Raw genomic sequence first — 19,838 nt, 5'->3', positions numbered from 1 at the left:
GGCCGATCGCAGCCTGCGGCAGCGGCTACAGACCCACGCTCCGCGCAAGGCCATTGATATGCCCACTGCCCTCTACCGTTTCATTCTCGCCTGCCTGCTGTTGCTGCCATTGGCCGCCAGGGCCGGCGACGCCGAAGACTTCGTCGCGGCCAACGCCACGCAACAGGCCAGGCTGCTGGAAAGCTGGGCCGCGCAGCCCGACCCGGCGCGCCTCGAACTGCTTGGCGCCTTGCAACAAGGCCAGCTGACCGTCGATGGCCAAGCCAAGACCTTGCGCCTGAACAATCGCCTGCGGGGTCTGATCGACACCGCCATGGCCAGCCATCAACTGCTCGCCGCCGACGCAAAAGTCCGCCTGGCCGCCGCGCAGCAGTTGCAGAAAAGCGCCAAGCCGGCGCAGCTGAAATTCCTCGATGCCAGCCTGGCCGCCGAACAGGACCAGGCCGTACACGACGCCCTGAGCCTGGCCCTGGCCAACCTGCAACTGGTGGACAGCGACCCGGCCGTGCGCCTGGCCGCGGTGCGCCTGCTGGGTGAAACCGGCGACCCGCTGGCCCGTACCCGCCTCGAAGGCCTGCTCGAACCCGGCGTGGAAGCCGATGCCGGGGTGCGCACCGCCGCCGAAACCAGCCTGGCCCAGGTCAAGCGCAAACTGCTGGTGGGCGAGGTGCTCGGACAGGCCTTCAGCGGCATGTCCCTGGGCTCGATCCTGCTGCTGGCGGCCCTGGGCCTGGCGATCACCTTCGGCCTGCTCGGGGTGATCAACATGGCCCACGGCGAGATGCTGATGCTCGGCGCCTACTCCACCTACATGGTGCAGCTGCTGTTCCAACGCTACGCCCCGCAGGCCATCGAGTTCTACCCGCTGATCGCCCTGCCGGTGGCGTTCTTTGTCACCGCCGGCATCGGCATGGCCCTGGAACGCACGGTGATCCGCCATCTCTACGGCCGGCCGCTGGAAACCCTGCTCGCCACCTGGGGCATCAGCCTGATGCTGATCCAGCTGGTGCGCCTGGTATTCGGCGCGCAGAACGTCGAGGTGTCGAACCCGGCCTGGCTGTCCGGCGGGATCCAGGTGCTGCCCAACCTGGTGCTGCCCTACAACCGCATCGTGATCATCGCCTTCGCGCTGTTTGTGGTGGTGCTCACTTGGCTGCTGCTGAACAAGACCCGCCTGGGCCTGAACGTGCGCGCGGTCACCCAGAACCGCAACATGGCCGCCTGCTGCGGCGTACCGACAGGACGGGTCGACATGCTCGCCTTCGGCCTCGGTTCCGGCATCGCCGGCCTCGGTGGCGTGGCCCTGAGCCAGATCGGCAACGTCGGCCCGGACCTGGGCCAGAGCTACATCATCGACTCGTTCCTGGTGGTGGTGCTCGGCGGCGTCGGCCAACTGGCCGGTAGCGTGTTCGCCGCGTTCGGCCTGGGGGTAGCCAACAAGATTCTCGAACCCCAGATCGGCGCCGTGCTCGGCAAGATCCTGATCCTCGCGCTGATCATTCTGTTTATCCAGAAACGTCCGCAAGGCCTCTTCGCATTGAAAGGACGGGTGATCGACTGATGAATCAGCCTCTATTGGTTACCGCTACACAAAAGGCCGGGCCCAAGGTCTCGGTCGCCGTCGGCGCGCTGATCCTGGCGGTGCTGCTGGCCCTGCCGCTGCTCTCGCTGCTGGCGCCGGACAACCCGCTGCACGTCTCGGCCTACACCCTGACCCTGGTGGGCAAGATCCTCTGCTACGCCATCGTCGCCCTGGCCCTGGACCTGGTCTGGGGTTATGCCGGGCTGCTGTCCCTGGGCCATGGCCTGTTCTTCGCCCTCGGCGGCTACGCCATGGGCATGTACCTGATGCGCCAGGCCGCGGGGGACAGCCTGCCGGCGTTCATGACCTTCCTCTCGTGGACCGAGCTGCCGTGGTACTGGAGCGGCACCGGCAGCTTCCTCTGGGCCCTGTGCCTGGTGGTGCTGGCGCCGGGCTTGCTGGCGCTGGTGTTCGGTTTCTTCGCCTTCCGCTCGCGGATCAAGGGCGTGTATTTCTCGATCATGACCCAGGCCCTGACCTTCGCCGGCATGCTCCTGTTCTTTCGCAACGAGACCGGGTTTGGCGGCAACAACGGCTTCACCAACTTCCGCACCATCCTCGGCTTCGGCATCACCGAGCCCGGGACCCGCGCGGTACTGTTCCTGGCCACCGTGCTGTTGCTGGTGGCCAGCCTGTATATCGGCTGGCGCCTGGCCCGGAGCAAGTTCGGCCGGGTGCTGACCGCGCTGCGGGACGCGGAAAACCGCCTGATGTTCTGCGGCTACGACCCACGCGGCTTCAAGCTGTTCGTCTGGGTGCTGAGCGCGGTGCTGTGCGGCCTGGCGGGGGCCTTGTACGTACCGCAAGTGGGCATCATCAACCCCAGCGAAATGTCGCCGACCAACTCCATCGAGGCTGCCGTGTGGGTCGCCCTGGGCGGTCGCGGCACGCTGATCGGCCCACTGCTCGGCGCCGGCGTGGTCAACGGCATGAAGAGCTGGTTCACCGTGGCCTTCCCGGAATACTGGCTGTTCTTCCTTGGGGCGCTCTTCATCATCGTCACCCTGTATTTGCCCAAAGGCATCATCGGCTTGCTGAAGAAAAGGGGCGAATCATGAGAATCACACCGACGGCCGAATTCATGCTCGAACCTATCCTCGATGCCAACAAGGATGCAGGCGCCAGCCGCGACGCCATCGGCCTCGGCCAGGCCGCCGGCAAGGGCCTGAACACCCGCCACGGCACCATCCTGACCCTGGAAGACATCAGCGTCAGCTTCGATGGTTTCAAGGCGCTCAACGACCTGAACCTGTACATCGGCGTCGGCGAGCTGCGTTGCATCATCGGCCCCAACGGCGCGGGCAAGACCACCCTGATGGACGTGATCACCGGCAAGACCCGGCCCACCCACGGCAAGGCCTGGTTCGGCGAAACCCTGGACCTGACGCAGATGAGCGAGGTGCAGATCGCCCAGGCCGGCATCGGCCGCAAGTTCCAGAAACCCACGGTGTTCGAAGCCCTGAGCGTGTTCGAAAACCTGGAGCTGGCGCAGAACACCGACAAGTCGGTATGGGCCAGCCTGCGGGCGAAACTCTCCGGTGAGCAGAAAGACCGCATCGACGAAGTGCTGGAAACCATTCGCCTGACCGCCTCGGTGGAACGCCAGGCCGGCCTGCTGTCCCACGGCCAGAAGCAGTTCCTGGAAATCGGCATGCTGCTGATGCAGGACCCGCAGTTGCTGCTGCTCGACGAGCCGGTGGCGGGCATGACCGATGCCGAGACCGAGTTCACCGCCGAGCTGTTCAAGCGCCTGGCGGGCAAGCATTCGCTGATGGTAGTGGAGCACGACATGGGCTTCGTCGGCTCGATCGCCGACCACGTCACCGTGCTGCACCAGGGCAGCGTGCTGGCCGAAGGGTCGCTGGAACAGGTGCAGGCCGATGAACGCGTTGTTGAAGTTTATTTGGGGCGATGAATCGGCCAGCTTCAAGCCGCAAGCTTCAAGCGGCAAGTGAACAGCAAAGCCATGCACCTCGCTCTTACTTGCAGCTTGAAGCTTGCCGCTTGAAGCCCTACTAACGGAGTTCCAATGCTACAGGTCCAACACCTTCATCAGTACTACGGCGGTAGCCACATCCTGCGCGGCCTGAGCTTCGAGGCGAAGGTCGGTGAAGTCACCTGCCTGCTCGGACGCAACGGGGTGGGCAAGACCACCCTGCTCAAATGCCTGATGGGCCTGCTGCCGGCCAAGGAAGGCACGGTGAACTGGGAAGGCCAGGCCATCACCGCCTACAAGCCCCATCAACGGGTGCATGCCGGCATCGCCTACGTGCCCCAGGGCCGGGAGATCTTCGGCCGCCTGACCGTGGAAGAAAACCTGTTGATGGGGCTTTCCCGTTTTGGCGCGAAAGAAGCCAAGGAAGTGCCGGCCTTCATCTACGAGCTGTTCCCGGTGCTGCTGCAAATGAAACAGCGGCGCGGCGGCGACCTGTCCGGCGGCCAGCAACAGCAGCTGGCCATCGGCCGGGCCCTGGCCAGCCGGCCACGGCTGTTGATCCTCGACGAGCCCACCGAGGGCATCCAGCCGTCGGTGATCAAGGAAATCGGCGCGGTGATCAAGAAACTCGCAGCCCGCGGCGACATGGCGATCCTGTTGGTGGAGCAGTTCTACGACTTCGCCGCCGAACTGGCCGACCAGTATCTGGTGATGTCCCGGGGCGAAATCGTCCAGCAGGGCCGCGGTGAAAATATGCAAGCCGAGGGTGTACGCGGCCTGGTTACCATCTAAGTTACGATCTAGCCTGTAACGTCCAGACATTAAGCACGAACCATGAACCTGCCAGCCCACACCGCCCTGTTCACCCCCAGCTGGCATGCCGAGCTGGAACTCGGCTACGCCCGCTTTGACGACAGCACGCGCCCAGTGCAGCGCCGGCACAAGGGCCCGCTGCGGGTGCAGAAACACCTGTACGCCGAAGGCCCCGAGGTCTGCCAGCACATCATCGTGCATCCGCCCGGCGGGATTGCCGGCGGCGACCGCCTGCAGATCCGCGCCAGCGTCGAGCGCGATGCCTGGGCGCAACTGACCAGCCCCGGCGCCGCCAAGTGGTATCGCGCCAACGGGCCCGCCTATCAGACCCTGGAATTGAACGTCGCCGCCGGCGCCACCCTGGAATGGCTGCCCCAGGAAACCATCGTGTTCAGCGCCGCCCAGGCCGAACTGAGCACCCGTATCGAGCTGCAAGGCGACGCCCGGCTGTTCTACTGGGATGTGGTGGCGCTCGGCCGCCCGGCCAGCGACGAGCGCTTCGACCTCGGGCATTTCCAGTCGCACCTGGACATCCGCCGCGACGGCCAGTTGCTCTGGCACGAACGCCAGCGCATCGGCGGCGGCGACGGTTTGCTCGACTCACCGATCGGCCTGGACGGCCAGCCGGTCTTCGCCACCCTGCTGGCCACCGGCGAAATCGACAGCCAGCTGCTGGAGCGTTGCCGTTCGCTGCCTCATGCCGTGCGCGGCGACCTGACGCAACTGCCCGGCCTGCTGGTGGCCCGCTGCCTGGCCAGCGAAGCGCTGCTGGCCCGCGCCTGGCTGATCGACCTGTGGCGCCTGTTGCGCCCGGCCCTGCTGGGGCGCGAGGCGCTGCCGCCGAGGATCTGGAACACATGACACAGCGACACGACTTTCCTGTAGCCGCTGCCGCAGGCTGCAATCGTCCGCGTAGCGGGCGCCAAACCAGACGCCGCGGTGTATCAGGCAGATCGCGTCAACCAGGGTGCGTCTCCTGCGGAGCCGATCGCAGCCTGCGGCAGCGGCTACGGATGCATCGCGCCATGCCCCCTTTCAACGGCTCAACAACGGATTTTGAACGATGGACCTGACCCCACGCGAAAAAGACAAACTGCTGATCTTCACCGCCGGCCTGGTGGCCGAACGGCGCCTGGCCCGTGGCGTGAAGCTCAATTACCCGGAAGCCATGGCCTATATCTCCGCGGCGCTGCTCGAAGGCGCCCGCGACGGCCAGACCGTGGCCGAGCTGATGCACTACGGCACCACCCTGCTGACCCGCGAACAAGTAATGGAAGGCATCCCGGAGATGATTCCGGAAATCCAGGTGGAAGCGACTTTCCCCGACGGCACCAAGCTGGTCACCGTCCACCAACCGATCGCCTGAGGCCGCCCATGACGTACTCCATCCGCGATGCCGTGCATGCCGACCTGCCGGCGATCCGCGATATCTATAACGACGCCGTACTCAACACCACGGCGATCTGGAACGAACAGGCCGTGGACCTGGGCAATCGCCAGGCCTGGTTCAGCGCCCGCCAGGCCCAGGGTTATCCGATCCTGGTGGCGGTCGACGCCGACGAAAGCGTGCTCGGCTATGCCTCGTTCGGCGACTGGCGGCCCTTCGACGGCTTCCGCCATACCGTCGAGCACTCGGTGTATATCCGCAACGACCAGCGCGGCAACGGCCTCGGCCCGCGCCTGATGCAAGCGCTGATCGAACGCGCCGGGGCCTGCGACAAACACGTGATGGTCGCGGCCATCGAAAGCGGCAATGCCGCCTCGATCCGCCTGCATGAACGCCTGGGCTTCGTCACCACCGGCCAGATGCCGCAAGTGGGCACCAAGTTCGGGCGCTGGCTGGACCTGACGTTCATGCAATTGACCCTCGATCCGGGGGCGCCACCGCCCACCGTCCACAAGGAGTGATACCCGATGAACGCCGCCCAACTGCGTCGAGTCCATGCGGAGAGCTTTGCCCACTATCGCCAGGGGTTGATTGATCTGTTGTTCGACGCCGTGGGCCACGGCGCCTCGGTCGGATTCATGGCCGACCTCGACGAGGAACAGGCCCGCGCCTACGTCAACAGCGTCCAGGCCAGCGTGACCGACGGCAGCCTGCTGCTGTGGGTGGTGGTGCAGGACGAGCGGGTCCTGGCCAGCGTGCAACTGGCGCTGTGCCAGAAGCCCAACGGCCTCAATCGCGCCGAGGTACAAAAGCTGCAGGTGCGCCACGACGCCCGCCGCCGTGGCCTGGGCCAACAGTTGATGCACGCCGTGGAACAGGCGGCGCGCCAGCACAAGCGCGGCCTGCTGTACCTGGACACCGAAGCCGGCTCGGACGCCGAAGCCTTCTACAGCGCCCAGGGCTACACCCGCGTCGGCGAACTGCCGAACTACTGCCAAAGCCCGGACGGCACCTACAGCCCGACCGCCATTTACTTCAAGACTCTGGGGCAACCCGTATGATTCCAGGCCAATACCAGATCCAGCCCGGCGACATCGAACTCAACACCGGCCGCCGCACCCTCAGCCTGAGCGTCGCCAACAGCGGCGACCGGCCGATCCAGGTGGGCTCGCACTATCATTTTTTCGAAACCAACGACGCCCTGACCTTCGACCGCGCCGCCAGTCGTGGCATGCGCCTGAACATCCCGGCCGGCACCGCCGTGCGCTTCGAGCCGGGGCAGACCCGGGAAGTCGAGCTTGTCGATCTGGCTGGGTTGCGGCGAGTTTACGGGTTCGCGGGACGAATCATGGGCGACTTGTAGACTTCAGCCGCAAGTCTCTAGCTGCAAGCTGCAAGAAAAAGCACTTCGCGGCGCTCCCCCTACATTGTTTTTACTTGAGGCTTGCAGCTTGAAGCTTGCAGCTCATAGGCGAGGATCATGGCAATGAAAATCAGTCGTCAGGCATATGCCGACATGTTCGGCCCCACCGTCGGTGACAAGGTGCGCCTGGCCGACACCGAGCTGTGGATCGAAGTCGAGAAGGACTTCACCACCTACGGCGAAGAAGTGAAGTTCGGCGGCGGCAAGGTGATCCGTGACGGCATGGGCCAGGGCCAACTGCTGGCGGCCGAGGTGGTCGATACCCTGATCACCAACGCGCTGATCATCGATCACTGGGGCATCGTCAAGGCCGACGTCGGCCTCAAGGACGGGCGCATTGCCGCCATCGGCAAGGCCGGCAACCCGGACATCCAGCCCGACGTGACCATCGCCGTCGGCGCCAGCACCGAAGTCATCGCCGGCGAGGGCATGATCCTCACCGCCGGCGGCATCGACACCCATATCCACTTCATCTGCCCGCAGCAGATCGAAGAGGCGCTGATGAGCGGCGTCACCACCATGATCGGCGGCGGCACCGGGCCGGCCACCGGCACCAACGCCACCACCTGCACCTCGGGGCCGTGGCACATGGCGCGCATGCTCCAGGCGGCGGACGCGTTCCCGATGAACATCGGCTTCACCGGCAAGGGCAACGCCAGCCTGCCGGAACCCTTGATCGAACAGGTCAAGGCCGGAGCCATCGGCCTCAAGCTCCACGAGGACTGGGGCACCACCCCGGCCAGCATCGACAACTGCCTGAGCGTCGCCGACCAGTACGACGTGCAGGTGGCGATCCACACCGACACCCTCAACGAATCGGGCTTCGTCGAAACCACCCTCGGCGCGTTCAAGGGCCGCACCATCCACACCTATCACACCGAAGGCGCCGGCGGCGGCCATGCCCCGGACATCATCAAGGCCTGCGGTTTGCCCAACGTGCTGCCGAGCTCGACCAACCCGACCCGGCCGTTCACCCGCAACACCATCGACGAACACCTGGACATGTTGATGGTCTGCCACCACCTCGACCCGAGCATCGCCGAGGACGTGGCCTTCGCCGAAAGCCGCATCCGCCGCGAGACCATCGCCGCCGAAGACATCCTCCACGACCTGGGCGCCTTCTCGATGATCAGCTCCGACAGCCAGGCCATGGGCCGGGTCGGCGAGGTCATCACCCGCACCTGGCAGACCGCCGACAAGATGCACCGCCAGCGCGGCCCGCTGCCGGGCGACGGCGCCGGTAACAGCAATTTCCGGGTCAAGCGCTACATCGCCAAATACACGATCAACCCGGCGATCACCCACGGCATCAGCCACGAAGTGGGCTCCATCGAAATCGGCAAATGGGCCGACCTGGTGCTCTGGCGTCCGGCGTTCTTCGGGGTCAAGCCGACATTGATCCTCAAGGGCGGGGCCATCGCCGCCAGCCTGATGGGCGATGCCAACGCCTCGATCCCGACCCCGCAACCCGTGCATTACCGGCCAATGTTCGCAAGCTACGGCGGCAGCCGGCACGCCACCAGCCTGACCTTTATCAGCCAGGCCGCGCTGGCGGCCGGGGTGCCGCAACAATTGGGGCTGAAAAAGCAGATCGCGGTGGTCAAGGGCTGCCGCGACGTGCAAAAGAGCGACCTGATCCACAACGACTACCTGCCGGATATCGAGGTCGACCCGCAGACCTATCAGGTCAAGGCCGACGGCGTGCTGCTCTGGTGCGAACCGGCGGAGGTGTTGCCGATGGCGCAGCGCTACTTCCTGTTCTAGAAAGCTGGCTGTTCTAGAAACCTGGATCCAACGGGCGCCCATCCGGGCCGCCCAACGGTCAGCAAAGCCGGACGTCTTACCGTGTTGAACGGCTCAATCGCGACTAGAATTCGACACGCCGTCCTCACTCTGCTGCCTGACAAGGTTCCCGGCCATGCGTCTACCCGATTTCATCGTGCAACAGGTTGATCGCATCGTTGATGAGTGGGAGCGGTTCGCCCGATCCATTGCCCCCGATACCGACTCCCTGACCCGCCTGCAATTGCGCGACCACGCCAAGTCCATCCTGCTGGCCGCCGCTCGCGACATGCGCACTGCCCAGACCGCCAGCGAACAGGCCGCCAAGGCGCGAGGCGAAGGCCCGGAAAAGACCCCGAGCCTCGACGAAGCCGCCGCCAGCCATGGCGAATTGCGCCACAACGTGGGCTTCGACCTGGTGCAGATGACCTCGGAATTCCGCCACCTGCGCGCCTGCGTGATCCGCCTCTGGGTCGCCAGCCTGGAGTCGCCGGAACTGGCCTATTTCCAGGACATGATCCGTTTCAACGAAGCCATAGACGAAGCATTGGCCGAGTCCACCGCGGCCTATGCCGAACAGGTCAACCGTTCGCGGGATATCTTCCTGGCGATTCTCGGCCACGACCTGCGAACCCCCTTGCAGGCGGTGAGCATGTCCACCGAGATGCTGGCGCGCAAAGTCGCGCTGGACGCCGATGCGCTGGCCTACGTGTCGCGGATCAAGAGCAGCTCCCGGCACATGGCGACGATGGTCGGCGACCTGCTGGAGTTCGTGCGCAGCCGCCTGGGCAGCAGCCTGCCCATCGAGCCCGCGCCCATGGACATGGCCAGTGCCGCCAAGGCAGCCATGGACGAAGCCTGCGCCGGCTGGCCGGACTGCACGCCGGCGCTGAACTTCCATGGCGACAGCCATGGCATCTGGGATCGCGGGCGCATCGAGCAGATGCTGCAGAACCTGATCGGCAACGCCCTGCAGCATGGCAGCAATAACCACACCGTGACCGTCACCCTCACCGGCGCCGCCGAGCAGGTGCTGCTGACCATCCACAACTACGGCCCGCCGATCCCCAAGGAAGCCTTGAGTACCCTCTTCGATCCGCTGGTACGCAGCGCCAACGAAGAACTCGGCAGCTCCTCCACCAGCCTCGGCCTGGGCCTGTTCATCGTCAAGGAAGTGGTCACCGCCCACCAGGGCAGCATCGAGGTCAGCTCCAGCGAGGCCGATGGCACCACCTTCACCGTGACCCTGCCGCGGGTGTCCCACGCCGAATAGTCGTAGAGAGCAAACGGCCGACATCCCTGTAACCGCTGCCGAGCCTGCGAAGCTGCGCTCGACCGCGAAGCGGTCGTAAACCAGGCACTGCTTTCCTTCAGGTAAACCGCTAATACAGGTTTTGCGAGGACTCCGTCCTCGAACGCAGCCTCGCGAGCTCGGCAGCGCCTACAGACGCTCGTCACTCGCTGAGCAGACGCCCCAGGCGCTGCTTGAGCATCTGGTTTTCCGTGCGCAATTCGCGGACTTCATCGAGCAGTTCCAGCGCCAGGGCGACGCCTTCCCACTCCAGTTCCAGATCGCGCCGCAACTTGGCGGCGCGCTTGGCGACCGCCAGTTCGTAATCGGTGAAACGCCAGTCCCGTGGCGCCGAGCCATGGGGATCGAGGATCCCGTGCTCGACGATTTCCATCACATAGGCGGCCGGTAGATCGGCCACCTCGCAGAACTCTTCCATATCCAGCTGAACGATCAGGGTGCTCATGGTTAGCGACTCCTTGTTTCAGATCAGAATGGGTTGCAGATCAGAAATGCTCCCGCGGATTGAAGGCGGCCTTTTTCGCCAGCTCCTGCCACAGCGCCTTGACGTCGTCGCCGGAGGCCTTGGGCATCACGGCCTTGAGCTGCACGAACAGATAACCGCGATGCCCGGCCTTGTTCAGCAGGCCATGGCCCTTGGCGCGCAGGCGTTGGCCGTTCTGGCTGCCGGCCGGCACCTTGAGGTTGATCTTGCCGGTCAGGGTCGGCACCGCGACCTCGGTCCCCAGCGCCAGCTCCCAAGGGGCCAGCGGCAAGGTGATGATCAGGTTCTCGCCCTCGATATCGAACTTCGGATGGGGCGCGAAACGAATGGTCAGGTACAGGTCGCCATTGACCCCGCCACCGACACCCGGCGCGCCCTGGCCCTTGAGGCGGATACGCTCGCCGTCGGTGACGCCGGCCGGGATCTTCACGTTCAGGCTCTTGCTGGTGTTGCTGACGTGCTGGCCGGCAGCGTTGTACTGCGGCACCTTGAAGCTGACCTTCTTCGACTCGGCCGACAGGGTCTCTTCCAGGAAGATCGGTAATTCCATTTCCACGTCTTGCCCCCTGCGCCCGGCGCTGCGCGATTGTCCACCGCCGAAACCCGGCCCGCGGTTGCCGAAGATCGAACTGAAGAAGTCCGAAAAATCCCCGCCATCGCCGAAACCGCCGGCATCCGCGCGACCCTTCCAGCCCGGTGGGCCCTGGAACGGCTGGCCGTGCTGGCCGTAACGCCGCAGATCGTCGTATTCGGCCCGCTTGTCCGCGCTTTTCAGCGCTTCGTAGGCTTCCGACGCGTCCTTGAACTTGGCTTCGGCGTCTTTTTCCTTGCTGACATCCGGGTGGTATTTGCGCGCCAGCTTGCGGTAGGCGGCCTTGATCGCCTTGTCGTCCGCCGTCGGCTCCACCCCGAGAATCTTGTAATAGTCTTTGAAGTCCATCTAAGGATCACCATCCGTTATCAATATGGCGCGGCGGGACGTACAGCATGCACTCTTGAACAGCGTCAAGGCTGATCGATCTCAATACTGTGACTCACGCGGCGCAGCAGAAGTTTATCGGCAGCTGGCGGCGGTTCTTGCGACCGCCCGATGGCTGCCCGGCCCATGCCTGCAAGTTTGGGGTGAAGAATAGTCTTTCAAGGCTTGCGGGTTTCGATTTAGCGGATAGTCGGCCTTCGATTCTGCGAACGACTGGCATACACTGCGCGGCCGTTTTTTCCAACCGGAACTCGAAAGACATGAAAAACGCATCTGCGGCCCGTGCCTGCGGTATCGACTTCGGCACGTCCAACTCCACGGTCGGCTGGCTGCGCCCCGGCATGGAAACGCTGATTGCGCTGGAGGACGACAAGATCACCCTGCCGTCGGTGGTCTTCTTCAACATCGAAGAACGCCGTCCGGTGTATGGCCGCCTGGCACTGCACGAATACCTGGAAGGCTACGAAGGCCGGCTGATGCGCTCGCTGAAGAGCCTGCTGGGTTCCAAGCTGATCAAGCACGACACCAGCGTGCTGGGCACGGCGATGCCGTTCAAGGACCTGCTGGGCCTGTTCATCGGCCAGCTCAAGAGCCGCGCCGAAGCCGCCGCCGGCCGGGAGTTCGAGGAAGTGGTGCTGGGTCGCCCGGTGTTTTTCGTCGATGACGACGCCGCCGCCGACCAGGAGGCCCAGGACACCCTGGTGGAAGTGGCGCGCAAGCTGGGCTTCAAGGAAGTCTCCTTCCAGTACGAGCCGATCGCCGCGGCCTTCGACTACGAGTCGACCATCGAGCGCGAAGAGCTGGTGCTGATCGTCGACATCGGCGGTGGTACCTCCGACTTCTCCCTGGTGCGCCTGTCGCCCGAGCGCCGTGGCCTGGACAACCGCCACGAGGACATCCTCGCCACCGGCGGCGTGCACATCGGCGGGACCGACTTCGACAAGCAGCTTTCGCTGGCCGGCCTGATGCCGCTGTTCGGCTACGGCAGCCGGATGAAGAGCGGCGCCTACATGCCCACCAGCACCCACATGAACCTGGCGACCTGGCACACCATCAACTCGGTGTACTCGCAGAAGTCCCAGCTGGCCCTGGGCAGCATGCGCTACGACATCGAAGACACCGGCGGCATCGACCGCCTGTTCAAGCTGATCGAACAGCGCGCCGGGCACTGGCTGGCCATGGAGGTGGAAGAGACCAAGATCCAGCTGACCCACGCCGACAACCGCGTGGTGCCCCTGGACCGTATCGAGGCCGGCCTGAGCGTGGACCTGAGCCGGGCGCTGTTCGAGTCGTCGATCGACAGCCTGCTGGAGCGCATCCGCGGCAGCGTCACGCAACTGCTGGGCGATGCCAATGTCGGCGTCGGCCAGGTCGATACGGTGTTCTTCACCGGCGGTTCCAGCGGCATCCCGGCCCTGCGCCAGAGCGTCGCGGACATGCTGCCCAACGCCCGCCACGTCGAAGGCAACATCTTCGGCAGTATCGGCAGCGGCCTGGCGATCGAAGCGAAGAAACGGTACGGATAAAAGCAGCGGCAAGTTGCAAGCTACAAGCCGCAAGTAAAAGCAGAAGCCTTATCTGCCTCAAACTTGCGGCTTGCAGCTTGCAGCTGCTTTTAAACCAACCCCGCCAGCTTCAATTCACTCTTCAGATAGGCGTAGTAAATCGGCCCGGCCACCACCCCCGGCAGGCCGAACGCCGCCTCGAACACCAGCATCGCCAACAGCAACTCCCAGGACTTGGCACTGATCTGCCCGCCGACGATCCGCGCGTTGAGGAAGTATTCCAGCTTGTGGATAAAGATCAGGTAGCCCAGCGCCGCCGCGGCCACCCAGATCGACAGCGACATGCCGACGATGGTGATCAGGGTGTTGGAGATCAGGTTGCCGATCACCGGCAACAGCCCCAGCAGGAAGGTCAGCACGATCAGGGTCTTGGTCAGCGGCAGCTTGACCCCGAACATCGGCAGGATCAGCGCGAGGAAGATCCCGGTGAAGAAGGTGTTGAGCAGGGAAATCTTGATCTGCGCGAAGACGATGTTGCGAAAGGCCTGGACCAGCAGGTGCAGGCGGTCGAACAGCGCGGCCGCCAATGGCTTGCGCTTGGTCAGGTCGGGCACGCGCTGCAAGGCGATGATCGCCCCCAGCACCATGCCGATCAGCAAGGTCACGAACATGTGCGCCGCGTCCTTGCCCACCAGTTGCAGCTCGCTCAGGTGCTTGCTGGCCCAGGCGCCGATGGCCACCTGGAACTCCGCCGCGCTGGCCGGCAGATAGGAGTCGAGGAACGGCGGCAGCTGGCCGCGCGCCTTGTCCACCACCGTCATGAACTTGTCCAGGGAAGCCCCCGGGTTCTCCGCTTCGTGCAGCAGGAAGCTGATGGCGCCGGCGAACAGCAGCGTCAGCACGCTGACCACCAGGGTGCCGAGCAGGGCCACCGCCAACCAGCGCGCCCGCCGACCTTCGATCAGCCGTTGCAGTTGCGGGGTGAGCATGTTGACCAGTTCGAACACCAGCAGGCCCGCCAGCAGGCTCGGTAATAGCCGCAACGGTATTACCAGCAACAGGCCGCCGAAGATGATCACCCAACTGAACAACAACAGATGACGCTGAGAAAACGTTGGCATACAGCCTCAAACAAACAGCGTGAAAGGATTGGCAGTCTGCCAGCGTTGCACTGGCGATGCGAGGCCGACAGGCGCGGGTTTGCTGGCGATCAACGATACAGGGTGTGTCAGGCAAACCGCCGCGACCGGACCGTGAACAAGCTCGCGCCTGCGAGGGAGAAGGTTATTGCTTCTTCAGGCACGTGCTCATGAAGGTCTTGCGCTCATCGCCCTTGAGGGCTTTGGCAGTGGCGTCGGCGTTGCAGGTCTTCATCCGTTCCTGCGGGGTTGCCGCGGCAGCCGGGGTGGCTTTCAGGCAGGTGCTCATAAAGGCTTTGCGTTCATCGCCCTTGAGGGCTTTCGCGGTGGCGTCGGCGTTGCAAGTGGTCATTTTGTTCTGCTGGGCGGTGGCGGCAAAGCCTTGGGAACAGAGCAGCAGACCGACCATCAACAAAGGGATACGCAGCATCTTCATGGAGTTTTCTCCTTGTTACCGCACCGACGGGCGCGGCCTCCAGCGCAGTGTAGACAAACCCTGTTACAGGTTCACCTGTTCTGTAGGCTGGTGCGCCGGTACTGCTCGGGGGTGCAACCGGCCTGGCGCTGGAACATCGCGATAAATGCCGAGGCGCTGCTGTAGCCCATGTCGAACGCCACCTCCTGGACACTGCGCGCGCTGTCCAGCGCCTCGATGGACGCCAGGAAGCGCAGGCGCTGGCGCCACTCGCCGAAACTCATGCCCAGCTCGCGCACGAATTGCCGGGCCAGGGTGCGTTCGCTGACATGAATCTGCCGCGCCCAATCGGCCAGCGCACGGTTATCCCCCGGGGCGGCCTGCAACGCTTCCAGCACTCCGAGCAAAGCCGGGCTGCTGGCATACGGCAGGTAACCGTCATGCACCGGCGCCTGTTGCAACTGGTCGAGCATTACCTGGGCCAGGCGGCCGTCCGCTTCCTGCTCGGGGATCTGCACATCGCGCGCGGCGAAGTCCTTGAGGATCGCCTTGAGGATATCGCTGATGGCCAGGGTACAGGCCTGCTGCGGCAGCGCCTGGCACAACTGCGGGGCCAGGCACACGGCGCGGTACACGATCGGCTGCGGGCTATAGAAACTATGCTCGGTACCCGGCGGAATCCAGATGGCGTACTGCGGCGGCGACATAAAGCGCTGGCCGGCGATTTCCATGTGCATCACGCCATGGGCCGAGTACTCCAGGCAACCCCAGGGGTGGCGATGTTCCAGCGCATGGCTGTGGGCGTCGAAATCGGCATAGCGGAAGTACACCGGCGCCGGCAGACCGCTGAAGGGCAGCAGGTCGATGTGTTTTTTGCTCATGCTGTCCGGATTCAGGGGCGGGTTGTCTGGATCGAAGTATAGGCCTGGATCCAGACAGAGGGATAATCACCCTTCATCAACGTTCTGGTTTTCCTCATGCAATACGCTTATCCGTTACTGGCCGTCTTTATCTGGGCCGGCAATACCGTCATCAACAAACTGGCGGTCGGGGCGATCTTCCCCGCGGAGATCGGTTTCTATCGCTGGCTGCTGGCCGGCCTGTTGTTCACGCCGTTCATGCTCAAGGCAGTGGTCGCCCATTGGGCGGTGATCCGCCCGAACCTGGGCAAGATCTTCATCCTCGGCGTGCTGGGTATGGCGGTGTACCAGAGCCTGGCCTACTTCGCCGCGACCCTGACCTCGGCCACCAACATGGGCATCATCCTCTCGCTGATGCCGCTGATGTCGCTGGCCATGGCCATCGCCAGCCTCGGCCAGCGCCTGACGGCCGGCGCCCTGGCCGGTGCCGTGTTGTCGTTTGCCGGGGTGCTGGTGGTGGTGTCGTCCGGCAGCCTCGACGTGCTGCTGGAACAGGGGGTGAACCTGGGCGACGCGATGATGCTGATCGCCACCCTGGCCTACGCGATCTACAGCACCCTGCTGAAAAAATGGCAGCTGCGCCTGCCGCCGCTGGTGCTGCTGTACCTGCAGGTGCTGGTGGCCGTGGTGGTGCTGTTTCCGCTGTTTCTGGCCTCGCCGAAAACCGGCCTGACCCTGCACAACATTCCCCTGGTGCTCTATGCCTGCCTGCTGGCCTCGATGCTCGCGCCGCTGGCGTGGATGCAGGCAGTGGTACGCCTGGGACCGAGCCGCACCACGCTGTTCTTCAACCTGCTGCCGCTGATCACCGCGCTGATTGCCGCCGTGGTGCTGCATGAACAGCTGGCGTTGTATCACCTGGTGGGTGGGGTGCTGACCCTGGGCGGGGTGATTCTGTCGGAACGCTGGACCACCGCGCTGGGGCGCAAGGCCAGCGCCGCCTGACAGATCGTCATCGCGAGCGTGCTCGCGATACACCTCAAGACCGCCACATCCCTCTCTGGCTATACCCCCGCCGCCTTCAACCGCTGCGCATGCTCGACGAACAGCCGGATCGGCTCGGCGCCCTTGCCCACCAGCCCCAGCGACTGGTTGACGATATCGAAGTGGTCCAGGGGGTAATCGTCGCCAATCACCGTGCCCAGGTGCGAGCTGTAGCGGCCGACCATGCCATCGCACTGCCCGGCCTCGCGGACAAAGGTCCTGGCGAACAGCCGGCAAGTGCGGTTGGTGCCGTCGAACAGGTTGCGCCCGCGATTGGTCTTGCCCGGCTGCAAGGTGCCGGACCAGGAGTAGTAGCGCACCCCGTTGACCTCTTCCGGCCCCTGCCCGCCCCAGGTGTCCGGCAGGCCCTGGGGATACTGGCGGTTGAACAGTGCCACGCCCTCGCTGGTCAGCGAGCGGTGCGAGGCATGGATATCCGCCGGCAGCTTCGGCCCGCGATAGCCGGTGTCGAGCCAGCTCATCAGCACGGCAATCACCCGCAGGATAAAACTCAGCACACGCCCGCGCAGGGTGTCGATGGAATGGTGGCGCTCGATGTAGTCGGCCAGTTCGGAGCCATGATTGGGCCCGGCCACCGAGGTCACCGAGGCCACCCAGTCCGGCCGTTTGGCCGCGGCATAGCGGGCGGTGAGCGAGCCCTGGCTGTGACCGATCAGGTTGACCTTGTCCGCGCCGGTTTCGCGGCGGATCTCCTCGATCCGCGCCAGCAACTGCTCGCCGCGCATCTCAGTGGAGTGCAGCGGCGAGACCTGCACGGCAATCACCGTGGCCCCGCCGCGGCGCAACGCCGACTCGATGCCGAACCAGTAGGAGTACAGCACCAGCCGGATAAACCCCAGCATGCCGGGGACCAGGACCAGCGGGTAACGCGTGGCAAGCTCTTGGGACATGGGAACATCCTTGTGATCGGACTTGTATCAGGGACCGCGGCGCCCAAGGCTGGATGCAGGACAGCAGCCAAGAGCATCGACAGCCAAGATGACAGCTTCACGACCACTGTATGACATTCCCCGGGATCCATCCCCTTCTACTTCAGCCCCACCACCCCGGCCACGATCAGCCCCACCGACAGCAGCTTGACCAGCGTCAGGCTCTCCCCCAGCAAGGCGAAACCGAGGAACACCGTGCCCAGGGAGCCGATGGCGGTCCAGATCGGGTAGGCGATGCTCACCGGCAGTTCACGCATCGCCAGGGTCAGGAAGTAGATGCCGCCCAGCGCGGCCACCACCGTCAGCAGCGACGGCCACAACCGGGTGAACCCCTCGGCGTACTTCATGCCCATGGCGAAGGTGACTTCGAAGGCGGCGGCGATCAGCAAGAACAGCCAGGCCATGTCGCCTCCTCAGAAGGTTCGCGCCAGTGCCAGCAGGCGCTGCTCGGCTTCGGCGCAGGACACCTGGAACGTGCGCTCGGCCGATTCCTCGCCTTCGGCCGCGACCACCGTGACGTCGTCGATACCGATAAAGCCCAGCGCCGTGCGCAACCATGGATCGGCATGGTTCATGGCCTCCAGCTCGCCGCCCGGGCCGAAGCCGAAGCCGCCGCGACTGGTGACGATCAGCGCTTTCTTGCCCCGCACCAGCGGCTCGTATTGGGCGATGCCGTTGTCCTGGACGGTATTGAAGGTCAGGCCCAGGCGCACGATCTGGTCGACCCAGGCCTTGAGGCCGCTGGGCACGCTGAAGTTGTACATCGGCGCCGAGATCACCAGCAGCTCATGTTCCAGCAGCTCCGTCACCAGCTCGTCACTCAGGGCCAGGTCGGCCTGCATCGACAGGGGCCGCGCCTGGGGTTCGGGATAAAACGCCGCGGCGACGAAGGCCTCGCTGACATGGGGCAGCGAAGCGCGACCGATTTCCCGGCGGGTCAACCGGCCCTGGGGATGGGCCTCGAGCCAGGCCTGGAGAAAGCGCTCCGTCAGCCGCCGCGAATGGGAACGTTCACCACGGGGGCTGCCATGTACTGCTAGAATTCTGCTCATCTGTCATTCCTCATCCTGGATCATTCTGGAAGACCGTAAAAGCCTTCCTGGGCGAGGAATAAAGCTATTGATGCAGGCCCCCTGGAACAAATGAGCAATAGTTGATCAGGATGAATCCATTTCACCCATAAGGTGACCCAGTATGTTTGCCAACCTGCCGTTGACCGCCCTGCGCGCCTTCGAATCGGCGTCCCGGCTCCTGAGTTTCAAGGCCGCCGCCGAGGAACTGTCGGTTACGCCCACGGCGATTTCCCACCAGATCCGCTCCCTGGAAAGCTGGCTGGGCGTGCCGCTGTTCCAGCGCCTGCCGCGCCAGGTGCGCCTGACCGAATGCGGCGAACGGCTGTTTCACAGCCTGCACGGCGCCTTGCTGGAAGTGGCGCAGAGCGTCGACAGCCTGCGCCCGCAACGCAGCGGCGCGAACCTGATGATCTCCACCACGCCGGCCTTCGCCGCGCTGTGGCTGGTGCCGCGCCTGGGGCGCTTTTATGCCCGGCACCCGAACATCAACCTGCGCCTGGACACCAACTGCGAGGTCATCGACCTGCAACAGGATGCGAGTGTCGACCTGGTGATCCGCTACAGCCTGGACGACTACCCCAATCTCTATGGGCTGTGCCTGTTCGACGAGTGCTTCGCGGTCTACGGCTCGCCGGAGCAGGTGGCCCTGGCCCGCCAACAGACGCCGACGCTGATCAGCGTGCGCTGGCACAATTCCAAGCTCTACGCCCATGGCTGGGAGGCCTGGTGCGACAAGGCGCAGGAAAGCTGGATGCAGGGCCGCCCGGTGATTCGCGAATACGACGAGGAACACTACGCCCTGCAGGCGGCCATTGCCGGCCAGGGCCTGGTGCTGGCCAGCAATATCCTGGTGTCGGAAAGCGTGACCAGCGGCCTGTTGCTGCCGTATCGCCCGGAGATCCATGTCGACGGCGCGGGCTACAGCGCCTTGTGCGTACCCGGGCGCGAACGGCATCCGCCGGTGCGGGCGTTTTTCCAGTGGTTGCGCGAAGAGGCCCAGGCGGCCGGGCATCCGATGCTCGCCGCTGGCTAATGCCCCAGGGACCAGGCAGGAGCGAGCTTGCTCGCGAAAAGATCGCCAAGGATGACCAGTTTTGGCAGACAGGTCGCCGCTTCGCGGCTATCGCGAGCAAGCTCGCTCCTACAGGAAAACT

22 protein-coding genes are annotated in these 19,838 nt (G+C 64.6%); 14 read left to right on the top strand and 8 right to left on the bottom strand.

All coding sequences use genetic code 11. The features are described 5' to 3' along the window. Positions 1 to 58: 58 nt before the first annotated feature. The 11 genes from urtB (at position 59) to AC3RCP_RS04305 (ending at position 10,196) form a co-directional block, all read left to right on the top strand. A complete protein-coding gene (gene urtB, locus AC3RCP_RS04355; RefSeq protein WP_492571427.1) occupies positions 59 to 1,561 on the top strand; it encodes an urea ABC transporter permease subunit UrtB in 1,503 nt (500 codons plus the stop codon). Continuing rightward, the gene (gene urtC / locus AC3RCP_RS04350) at positions 1,561 to 2,640 is read left to right on the top strand and encodes an urea ABC transporter permease subunit UrtC (protein WP_062823804.1); all 1,080 of its coding nucleotides are present in this window, start codon (positions 1,561 to 1,563) and stop codon (positions 2,638 to 2,640) included. The genes urtB and urtC overlap by 1 nt, the downstream gene beginning before the upstream one ends. Then, a complete protein-coding gene (gene urtD, locus AC3RCP_RS04345) occupies positions 2,637 to 3,497 on the top strand; it encodes an urea ABC transporter ATP-binding protein UrtD (RefSeq protein WP_087089961.1) in 861 nt (286 codons plus the stop codon). Before urtC ends, urtD begins: the two co-directional genes overlap by 4 nt. 114 nt (positions 3,498 to 3,611) lie before the next feature. Continuing rightward, the gene (gene urtE / locus AC3RCP_RS04340; protein ID WP_087089959.1) at positions 3,612 to 4,310 is read left to right on the top strand and encodes an urea ABC transporter ATP-binding subunit UrtE; all 699 of its coding nucleotides are present in this window, start codon (positions 3,612 to 3,614) and stop codon (positions 4,308 to 4,310) included. 42 nt (positions 4,311 to 4,352) lie between these two features. After that, a complete protein-coding gene (locus AC3RCP_RS04335) occupies positions 4,353 to 5,192 on the top strand; it encodes an urease accessory protein UreD (protein WP_492571426.1) in 840 nt (279 codons plus the stop codon). 202 nt (positions 5,193 to 5,394) lie between these two features. Then, positions 5,395 to 5,697 (top strand): urease subunit gamma, encoded by a 303-nt coding sequence (ureA, locus tag AC3RCP_RS04330; protein WP_007927275.1) that lies wholly within the window; start codon positions 5,395 to 5,397, stop codon positions 5,695 to 5,697. Between the two features lie 8 nt (positions 5,698 to 5,705). Beyond that, positions 5,706 to 6,239: a GNAT family N-acetyltransferase gene (locus tag AC3RCP_RS04325; protein ID WP_101336704.1), complete on the top strand. Its 534-nt coding sequence runs from the start codon at positions 5,706 to 5,708 to the stop codon at positions 6,237 to 6,239. A 6-nt stretch (positions 6,240 to 6,245) separates the two neighbouring features. Then, a complete protein-coding gene (locus tag AC3RCP_RS04320; protein ID WP_087089953.1) occupies positions 6,246 to 6,779 on the top strand; it encodes a GNAT family N-acetyltransferase in 534 nt (177 codons plus the stop codon). Beyond that, on the top strand, positions 6,776 to 7,081 hold the full coding sequence (locus AC3RCP_RS04315; RefSeq protein WP_101336703.1) for an urease subunit beta: 306 nt from the start codon (positions 6,776 to 6,778) through the stop codon (positions 7,079 to 7,081). The genes AC3RCP_RS04320 and AC3RCP_RS04315 overlap by 4 nt, the downstream gene beginning before the upstream one ends. 123 nt (positions 7,082 to 7,204) lie before the next feature. Beyond that, positions 7,205 to 8,905 (top strand): urease subunit alpha, encoded by a 1,701-nt coding sequence (ureC, locus tag AC3RCP_RS04310; RefSeq protein ID WP_101336702.1) that lies wholly within the window; start codon positions 7,205 to 7,207, stop codon positions 8,903 to 8,905. Between the two features lie 154 nt (positions 8,906 to 9,059). Beyond that, positions 9,060 to 10,196, top strand: a complete 1,137-nt coding sequence (locus tag AC3RCP_RS04305; protein ID WP_007930998.1) for a sensor histidine kinase — start codon at positions 9,060 to 9,062, stop codon at positions 10,194 to 10,196. A gap of 181 nt (positions 10,197 to 10,377) precedes the next feature. On the opposite strand, the gene AC3RCP_RS04300 is transcribed toward AC3RCP_RS04305, so the two are convergent. Both AC3RCP_RS04300 and AC3RCP_RS04295 read right to left on the bottom strand, forming a co-directional pair. After that, on the bottom strand, positions 10,378 to 10,680 hold the full coding sequence (locus tag AC3RCP_RS04300; RefSeq protein WP_007923674.1) for a chaperone modulator CbpM: 303 nt from the start codon (positions 10,678 to 10,680) through the stop codon (positions 10,378 to 10,380). Between the two features lie 40 nt (positions 10,681 to 10,720). Beyond that, positions 10,721 to 11,659 carry a DnaJ C-terminal domain-containing protein gene (locus AC3RCP_RS04295; protein ID WP_101336701.1) on the bottom strand — a complete coding sequence of 313 codons (939 nt, stop codon included), beginning with the start codon at positions 11,657 to 11,659 and terminating at the stop codon, positions 10,721 to 10,723. Between the two features lie 299 nt (positions 11,660 to 11,958). Between AC3RCP_RS04295 and AC3RCP_RS04290 the strand changes: the two genes are divergently transcribed. Then, positions 11,959 to 13,224 carry an Hsp70 family protein gene (locus tag AC3RCP_RS04290; RefSeq protein ID WP_101336700.1) on the top strand — a complete coding sequence of 422 codons (1,266 nt, stop codon included), beginning with the start codon at positions 11,959 to 11,961 and terminating at the stop codon, positions 13,222 to 13,224. 89 nt (positions 13,225 to 13,313) lie between these two features. Here the strand turns inward: AC3RCP_RS04290 and AC3RCP_RS04285 are convergent, their stop codons facing one another. The 3 genes from AC3RCP_RS04285 to AC3RCP_RS04275 form a co-directional block, all read right to left on the bottom strand. Continuing rightward, on the bottom strand, positions 13,314 to 14,324 hold the full coding sequence (locus AC3RCP_RS04285) for an AI-2E family transporter (protein ID WP_007932772.1): 1,011 nt from the start codon (positions 14,322 to 14,324) through the stop codon (positions 13,314 to 13,316). A 163-nt stretch (positions 14,325 to 14,487) separates the two neighbouring features. Further along, positions 14,488 to 14,778 carry a PsiF family protein gene (locus AC3RCP_RS04280; RefSeq protein ID WP_007932771.1) on the bottom strand — a complete coding sequence of 97 codons (291 nt, stop codon included), beginning with the start codon at positions 14,776 to 14,778 and terminating at the stop codon, positions 14,488 to 14,490. Positions 14,779 to 14,849: 71 nt separating this feature from the next. Beyond that, positions 14,850 to 15,638, bottom strand: coding sequence for an AraC family transcriptional regulator (locus tag AC3RCP_RS04275; protein ID WP_101336699.1), 789 nt, complete (start codon positions 15,636 to 15,638; stop codon positions 14,850 to 14,852). Positions 15,639 to 15,734: 96 nt separating this feature from the next. On the opposite strand from AC3RCP_RS04275, the gene AC3RCP_RS04270 reads away from it, so the two are divergent. Continuing rightward, complete coding sequence (locus tag AC3RCP_RS04270; RefSeq protein ID WP_101336698.1) at positions 15,735 to 16,622, top strand: DMT family transporter; 888 nt, start codon at positions 15,735 to 15,737, stop codon at positions 16,620 to 16,622. A gap of 59 nt (positions 16,623 to 16,681) precedes the next feature. Here AC3RCP_RS04270 and AC3RCP_RS04265 read toward each other — a convergent pair whose 3' ends face one another. From AC3RCP_RS04265 to AC3RCP_RS04255, 3 genes are all read right to left on the bottom strand, one after another. Then, entirely contained in the window at positions 16,682 to 17,572 is an 891-nt protein-coding gene (locus AC3RCP_RS04265; protein WP_492571425.1) for an esterase/lipase family protein, read from the bottom strand. Positions 17,573 to 17,709: 137 nt separating this feature from the next. After that, complete coding sequence (locus AC3RCP_RS04260; RefSeq protein ID WP_007932767.1) at positions 17,710 to 18,015, bottom strand: DMT family transporter; 306 nt, start codon at positions 18,013 to 18,015, stop codon at positions 17,710 to 17,712. A gap of 9 nt (positions 18,016 to 18,024) precedes the next feature. Beyond that, on the bottom strand, positions 18,025 to 18,663 hold the full coding sequence (locus AC3RCP_RS04255) for an FMN-dependent NADH-azoreductase (protein WP_101336696.1): 639 nt from the start codon (positions 18,661 to 18,663) through the stop codon (positions 18,025 to 18,027). A 142-nt stretch (positions 18,664 to 18,805) separates the two neighbouring features. On the opposite strand from AC3RCP_RS04255, the gene AC3RCP_RS04250 reads away from it, so the two are divergent. Further along, complete coding sequence (locus tag AC3RCP_RS04250; protein WP_492571424.1) at positions 18,806 to 19,717, top strand: LysR substrate-binding domain-containing protein; 912 nt, start codon at positions 18,806 to 18,808, stop codon at positions 19,715 to 19,717. Positions 19,718 to 19,838 lie beyond the last annotated feature (121 nt).

The sequence above is a fragment of the Pseudomonas sp. GW822-FHT05A08 genome (assembly GCF_058800485.1).
The sequence above is the reverse complement of the archived record's forward strand: the minus strand, read 5'-3'. Positions and strand labels throughout refer to the sequence as shown.